Source organism: Algibacter sp. (assembly GCF_049667265.1).
Lineage (GTDB): Bacteria > Bacteroidota > Bacteroidia > Flavobacteriales > Flavobacteriaceae > Algibacter_B.
In genome coordinates this window covers 1-6211 of sequence record NZ_JBATHX010000318.1, presented here as the reverse complement: position 1 = coordinate 6211, position 6211 = coordinate 1, and the positions used below count along the sequence as shown (strand labels likewise).

Sequence of the window (6211 nt, the reverse complement as noted above, 5' to 3'; positions counted from 1 at the left end):
CAATTGGTAAAATGGCTAAATCTAATTTTGTTTGAAGCGGAATTAACTTCATATCGAAAGTTAAGGCTGTATCACCAGCTATATAAATGTTTTTATGTTCGCCTTCAATAACGAAACCACCAGGTTGCCCGCCATAACTACCATCTGGAAATGATGACGTATGAATAGCATTTACATATTTCACCATTCCGAATTCAAAGTCCCATTTTCCGCCATGATTCATGGGATGCCCGTCTATATTTAATTTAGTAAAATGATTCACTATTTCGAAGTTTGAAACCACAACAGCTCCAGTTCGTTTAGCAATAGCCTCTACATCTGCAATATGATCTTGATGGGCGTGGGTAACTAAAATGTAATCTGCTTTAAGCGTCTTAATATCAATTTTTGATGCTTTTTCATTCGGAGAAATAAATGGATCAACTAGAATATTAATATCCTTAATCTGAATTCCTAAACTCGCATGACCGTAAAATGTGATTTTCATAAAAACTGAATTTAAAGTTTAAAAATTATAATTTACTAAAAAGGTAATAAATAACCAATTCCCATTAAAACAGCCATAAATACCGTGGTTAAAGCCAATTTCTTTAATTCTGGATCAAATAATTTGGGGTCTTGAGTATTATTAACACGTTTTAAATGTAAAAGCAAAGGCACATAGGCAATCATGAAAATAAAATTATAATACGATGTAAAATATAAAACCGCAAATAATCCTGAAAGTAACATAGCCCCTCCAACCAGAATATTATGATAAAACTTGACTTTATCTTCACCAAGTTTTACAGCTAGCGTAATTTTATTTGCTTTTTCATCAGTTAACCTATCACGCATGTTATTTAGGTTTAAAACGGCTGTGCTCAATAAACCAATAGTTATTGCTGGTAAAAATGTTACATGGTCAAATTGTTTTGCAAACAATACATAACACCCAATAACACTAACTAAACCAAAAAAAACAAATACAAAAATATCTCCAAGCCCTTTGTAACCAAATGCATTGTGTCCCATAGTATAACGAATTGCCGCACTAACAGAACCTACAGCTAGTAAAAAAAACAAGAGTGTTAAAAGAAAATGCTTTACCCCAAAGGCACAAAATATAAGTGCTAATGCCAACATTATTGAAACGACAATATTTAATTTTATGGCGTTAAATAATTCATCTGGAGAAATAGCTCCTGATTGTATAGCACGTTGCGGACCAATTCTATCATCATTATCTGTTCCCTTTACACCGTCGCCATAATCATTTGCAAGGTTAGAAAGTATTTGAAAACTAAGCGTCGTTAAGATAGCAAGAATAAAAATATCCCATTTAAAAACACTATTATAATGAGCAAAACATCCTGCCAAAATAATTCCCGCAATGGATAGTGGCAGCGTCCTTAAACGCATTGCAGAAACCCAAATTAATATATTCTGCATTATGGAATCCATTTTTTATCAAAATTAGGCTTACGCTTTTCTAAAAAAGCATCTCTACCTTCTTTAGCTTCATCTGTCATATAGGCTAATCGGGTGGCCTCGCCAGCAAAAACTTGTTGACCAACCATGCCATCATCCGTCAAATTCATAGCGAATTTAAGCATTTTAATAGATGTTGGCGATTTTGCTAATATTTCTTGAGCCCATTCATATGCTGTGCTTTCTAAATTGTCATGAGGAATTACGGCATTAACCATTCCCATATCATAAGCCTCTTGAGCAGAATAATTTCTTCCTAAGAAAAAGATTTCTCTGGCCCTTTTTTGCCCAACCATTTTAGCTAAATAAGCAGAACCATAGCCTCCATCAAAACTTGTAACATCGGCGTCTGTTTGTTTAAAAATAGCGTGTTCTTTACTTGCAAGCGTTAAATCGCAAACTACATGTAAACTATGACCACCACCGACAGCCCAACCAGGTACAACGGCAATAACAGCTTTTGGCATGAAACGAATTAAACGTTGAACTTCAAGAATATTTAATCGATGATAGCCATCTTCGCCAACATAGCCCTGATGCCCTCTAGATTTTTGATCGCCACCACTACAAAATGAATACACACCATCTTTTGTGGATGGGCCTTCCGCAGATAATAACACGACTCCAATATTTATATCTTCATTGGCATCGTAAAAAGCATCATATAATTCACTTGTTGTTTTAGGGCGAAACGCATTTCGAACATTAGGTCTATTAAAGGCTATTCTAGCTACTCCATTACACTTTTTATAAGTGATGTCCTGATATTCTTTAACAACTACCCATTCAGGTTGATTCATGTTTGTTTTTATTTTATTCAAAAATAAATCTATTTCATTAAACGAACGTTTTCAATTTAAAAAACTTTTAAATACCCTGTAAATAAAGGTTATTATACTTTAACCATCAATTTTTCCATAAAATTGCAAAGTACTTAAAGAAAGGTATTTATAATTACCAAGACTACAAATATATAATGCAGAAATTGAGTTAATAACAAAAAATTAAAAATACGCATAAGTACGTATTGATTGTAGCTAATTATTTGTTAATTTTGTAACGTTCTTAATAAGATATTAACATTTTATTGACAAAAAATTGTTTTTAAACGAAAATAAACGTATTTTGTCGGACTTTTAAAGCCCAATGCCTATGTTATTAACAATTACTCTAATTATTTCAGGACTTGTAACCGTAAACCTATTATTGCTAAAATTCAGCTGTAATAAAACTAAAAAAGTTGTAAAAATTGATAGACAACCTATTATTTTAAGGACAAGAATTGAAATTCCTTCAACTTCACAAACGCTTGCACCAACAGGAAGTTAGGTCATATTTTATTTTATTAAAAATGTGACCATTACCAACATTTTGGGTCTTAATTTTAAATTAAGACATCAATATATGTTAGTAACGATTTACCCTGTTTTTTTGTTTGCATCCATAGTATTGGCGCTTTTTTTGCTTCTGCATGTTCATGTAAGGAATAAAAATAGTTAGAAATTTTCTACCACTCAATTGGGGCTATTTTATTTTTATTGAAATAGGTATTTGTTTTACTAAAATTTTTATTGCCAAACCAATATCCTCTATTAGCACTAAGTGGTGATGGATGTCCTGAGCTTAAAACTTTATGTTTCTCAGCATCAATTAATTTAACCTTCTTCTTTGCATAGCCTCCCCAAAGTAAAAACACCATATTTTCTTTTTCATCACTTAACATTTTTATTATGGAATCAGTAAAAACTTCCCATCCTTTGTTTTGATGACTTCCAGCTTCATTTGCTCTTACAGTCAGGGTTGCGTTTAATAATAAAACCCCTTGATTCGCCCAACGCCTTAAATTACCGCTTTCTGGATAAGCTACACCTAAATCAGATTCTATCTCTTTAAAAATATTTTTAAGTGATGGTGGATGACTTATCCCGTCATTCACAGAAAAACATAATCCATGTGCTTGACCTACACCGTGATACGGATCTTGACCAATAATAACCACTTTTACATCATTAAAATAACATGCATTAAAGGCATTAAAAATGTCATTTTCAGGAGGAAAACAAGTATATTTTTCATATTCCGACGTCACAAAATCAACCAAGTTTAAAAAATAAGGTTTTTCAAATTCATCCTTCAAATATGGCTTCCAACTTTCGTGAATATCTAAGTTCATTAATATTTAAGATTTAATAAAAACTAAAATAGTACTATCTTTCGTCTAAATAAAACCTTATTGCATTGAAAAAACTAAAATTTCCAACAGCCCAAACCATATTAATAATTATTGCAGGATTAGTAGCTATGTTAACCTGGTTTGTTCCATCCGGAAAATATGACTCTTTAAGCTATAGCAAATCAGAAAACACCTTTACACAAACAAGTTTAAGTAAAACCACAACCCTTACAGCATCACAAGAAACTTTAGATGTTTTAGAAATTAAAATTCCATTACAGAAATTTACTAGTGGAGATATTTGGAAACCTATAAGCATTCCAAATACTTATAAGCAAGTTGAAGCAAAGCCTCAAGGTATTTTTGCCTTTATTAAATCGCCTATAAAAGGCATTATTGAAGGCGCTGATATTATTTTCCTAGTTTTATTTATTGGTGGTATTATAGGTGTTATTAATTATACCAATGCTTTTGATGCCGGAATAGCATGGCTAGCAAAAACTTTAAAAGGTTACGAGTATGTCCTTATAATATTAGTTACAACCTTAATTGCTATTGGAGGCACCACTTTTGGTTTGGCTGAAGAAACCATAGCCTTCTACCCTATTTTAATTCCCATATTTTTAGCAGCTAAATATGATGCCATGGTACCGTTAGCAAGTATTTATATTGGTTCGTCTATAGGAACGATGTGTTCAACTACAAATCCATTTAGTTCTATTATTGCATCTGATGCCGCAGGAATTAATTGGACAACTGGCATTTCAGGCAGATTTATTATGCTGGGTTTAGGCACACTCATATGTATACTTTACATAATAAGATATGCACAACGGGTAAAAAAAGATCCAGCAAAATCAATAATCTACGATCAGAAAGAAGAAATTGAACAGCATTTTGGAAATGCTACAAATTCAGATTTAACTTTAACAACACGCCTTCGTTTAATTCTTTTCGTTTTTATTTCCTGTTTTATAGTAATGATTTACGGTGTTTCTCAAATGGAATGGTGGTTTTTAGAAATGACCGTTGTCTTTTTTATAGGCGCCATTGCCATAGGAATAATTGGACAAATTAAAGAACACATTTTTGTAGATCTTTTTGTAAAGGGTGCGGGAGATTTATTAGGCGTTGCAATAATTATTGGGATTGCCAGAGGCATCACTATTTTAATGAATGACGGCCAAATTAGTGATACCATTCTATTTTACGCAAGTAACGCCACAACAGGCATGCATAAAGGCCTATTTATTAATGCCATGTTATACATTTACGGTGGACTATCATTCTTCATTCCCTCATCCTCCGGAATGGCCGTTTTAACCATGCCAATTATGTCGCCATTGGCCGATGGCGTTGGCATTGGAAGAGAATTGATTGTTAACGCCTACCAATATGGAATGGGCATTTTTGCTTTCATAAATCCTACGGGTTTAATTTTAGCATCCTTAGCAATCGTAAAAGTCGGTTATAACAAATGGCTAAAGTTCGTAATGCCTTTAGTAATTATATTGACTTTATTTACAATGGCGGCATTAACAATCTCTGTTTATTTATAAAATAATTTGGGCGTTACCACAAGGGTCGGGCTATCCGTTACAAGTCCTCGGTCGTTCCTCCCTGTGGGCTTTCCACTATTATCCCTAACGCACTTCCTAACGCTTTTACAATTTTAAGAACTCAAATTAAAAGCCTTCAAAACAGTTTAAGAAAATATTTTAAACATCAACTCTCTTAATAAATCGCCTTGCGGAACCGCATTAGATCCAACACCTTTACTTTTTACATCAAACTCTCTTAAAGTAGAAATTACTGCACTTACTTTTCGCATCGGAAAATTTCTAGCTGCTGTTATATAATCGTTAACAAAATAAGGGTTTACCTTTAAAGCAGACGCTACATTTCTAGGCGATTTATCATTCAATCCATGAAAATGAAGCAATTTCGAAAAGAAACTAAATAGCAACGATACCGTAACAACCATAGGGTTATCCTTTGGATTTTCGCCAAAATAATTTACAATTTTATAAGCCTTAAGCATGTTACGCTCGCCAATAGCTTTATGTAATTCAAAATTATTATAATCTTTACTAATACCTATATTCTCCTCAATATGATCTGGAGAAATTTGAGTGCCTTCAGGTAAAATAATTTGAAGCTTTTCCAACTCATTATTTATTTTACTTAAATCTGTTCCCAAAAACTCGACAAGCATTTGTGCCGCTTTAGGTGAAATAGTATATTTTTTTGGTGCTAAAACACGACGAATCCAATCTGCCACCTGGTTTTCATAAAGCTTTTTACTTTCATATACTACACCCATTTTTTTAAGTGTTTTATATAAAGCTTTTCGTTTATCAATTTTTTTGTATTTGTAATTAAACACAAGCACCGTTGTGGGTTGCGGGTTTTCGGCATATTTAGCCAATTTATCAATAGAGCGCGATAAGTCTTGAGCCTCCTTAACAATAACCACTTGGTATTCGGCCATCATTGGGTAGCGTTTGGCGTTCCCAATAATATCATCAATTGTTACATCCCTGCCATACAACACCATTTGGTTAAAAC

At 33.0% G+C, this 6211-nt stretch carries 7 protein-coding genes; 2 read left to right on the top strand and 5 right to left on the bottom strand.

What is annotated here, in order from left to right:
• The 3 genes from WBN21_RS11350 to WBN21_RS11340 all read right to left on the bottom strand — a co-directional run.
• Window positions 1-487, bottom strand: a 487-nt coding sequence (locus WBN21_RS11350) for a metal-dependent hydrolase (protein WP_424200349.1), incomplete at its 3' end; no start/stop codon positions are given.
• Window positions 488-522: 35 nt separating this feature from the next.
• The gene (gene menA / locus WBN21_RS11345; protein ID WP_424200347.1) at window positions 523-1431 is read right to left on the bottom strand and encodes a 1,4-dihydroxy-2-naphthoate octaprenyltransferase; all 909 of its coding nucleotides are present in this window, start codon (window positions 1429-1431) and stop codon (window positions 523-525) included.
• Window positions 1431-2270 carry a 1,4-dihydroxy-2-naphthoyl-CoA synthase gene (locus WBN21_RS11340; RefSeq protein ID WP_424200345.1) on the bottom strand — a complete coding sequence of 280 codons (840 nt, stop codon included), beginning with the start codon at window positions 2268-2270 and terminating at the stop codon, window positions 1431-1433. Before WBN21_RS11340 ends, menA begins: the two co-directional genes overlap by 1 nt.
• A gap of 352 nt (window positions 2271-2622) precedes the next feature.
• Between WBN21_RS11340 and WBN21_RS11335 the strand changes: the two genes are divergently transcribed.
• Window positions 2623-2799, top strand: a complete 177-nt coding sequence (locus tag WBN21_RS11335) for a hypothetical protein (protein WP_424200343.1) — start codon at window positions 2623-2625, stop codon at window positions 2797-2799.
• A gap of 178 nt (window positions 2800-2977) precedes the next feature.
• Here the strand turns inward: WBN21_RS11335 and WBN21_RS11330 are convergent, their stop codons facing one another.
• The gene (locus WBN21_RS11330; protein WP_424200341.1) at window positions 2978-3643 is read right to left on the bottom strand and encodes a uracil-DNA glycosylase; all 666 of its coding nucleotides are present in this window, start codon (window positions 3641-3643) and stop codon (window positions 2978-2980) included.
• Between the two features lie 65 nt (window positions 3644-3708).
• On the opposite strand from WBN21_RS11330, the gene WBN21_RS11325 reads away from it, so the two are divergent.
• Window positions 3709-5202 (top strand): YfcC family protein, encoded by a 1494-nt coding sequence (locus tag WBN21_RS11325; RefSeq protein WP_424200340.1) that lies wholly within the window; start codon window positions 3709-3711, stop codon window positions 5200-5202.
• Window positions 5203-5348: 146 nt separating this feature from the next.
• On the opposite strand, the gene holA is transcribed toward WBN21_RS11325, so the two are convergent.
• A partial coding sequence (gene holA, locus WBN21_RS11320) for a DNA polymerase III subunit delta (RefSeq protein ID WP_424200338.1) occupies window positions 5349-6211 on the bottom strand: 863 nt, incomplete at its 5' end.

Excerpts from the sequence above, each read along its gene's own strand:
- menA (WP_424200347.1), bottom strand. The coding sequence starts at position 1,431 with ATGCAGAATATATTAATTTGGGTTTCTGCAATGCGTTTAAGGACGCTG.
- WBN21_RS11330 (WP_424200341.1), bottom strand. The coding sequence starts at position 3,643 with ATGAACTTAGATATTCACGAAAGTTGGAAGCCATATTTGAAGGATGAA.
- WBN21_RS11335 (WP_424200343.1), top strand. The coding sequence starts at position 2,623 with ATGTTATTAACAATTACTCTAATTATTTCAGGACTTGTAACCGTAAAC.
- WBN21_RS11340 (WP_424200345.1), bottom strand. The coding sequence starts at position 2,270 with ATGAATCAACCTGAATGGGTAGTTGTTAAAGAATATCAGGACATCACT.